The following is a 552-nucleotide window of genomic DNA, read 5'->3' as shown; positions in this document are numbered from 1 at the left end:
CGAGTGACAACAACGACCATTTCGGAAGAGCAGCATGAATATGCTCGACAGCAAATCGTACAACGAGGTTTAGCCGATCGAATTACTTTACTTAAAGAAGACTACCGTAACCTTACTGGGACGTACGATAAATTGGTTTCTATCGAGATGATTGAAGCCGTGGGGAAACAGTTCTTAGCTTCCTACATCAAAAAATGCGAGTCATTATTAAAGCCTAGCGGCCTGATGGCTATCCAAGCGATTACGATTGCGGACCAGCGCTACGACTATTACAGCAACAATGTCGATTTTATTCAGAAATACATTTTCCCTGGCGGTTTCTTGCCGTCGGTGACGTCTTTGACACAAGCGACCACTAAGCACAGTGATTTGGTGGTTCGTGATTTGTTTGACATCGGCCTAGACTACGCAAAAACACTGAATGAGTGGCATCGCCGTTTTAACCGCGCAGAGGATGCTGTGCGAGGGTTTGGGTACGATGACCGGTTTGTCCGCATGTGGCGTTATTACCATAGTTATTGTGAAGGCGGTTTTCTTGCACGTAGGATCAGC

At 46.2% G+C, this 552-nt stretch carries 1 protein-coding gene; it reads left to right on the top strand.

Annotated elements, in window-relative coordinates; translation table 11 throughout:
* The coding region (locus R7Q09_RS27605; protein ID WP_318144140.1) for a class I SAM-dependent methyltransferase at positions 1–552 on the top strand (552 nt) is incomplete at both ends.

This window comes from Vibrio sp. 2130-1 (genome assembly GCF_033339515.1).
The sequence above is the reverse complement of the archived record's forward strand: the minus strand, read 5'-3'. Positions and strand labels throughout refer to the sequence as shown.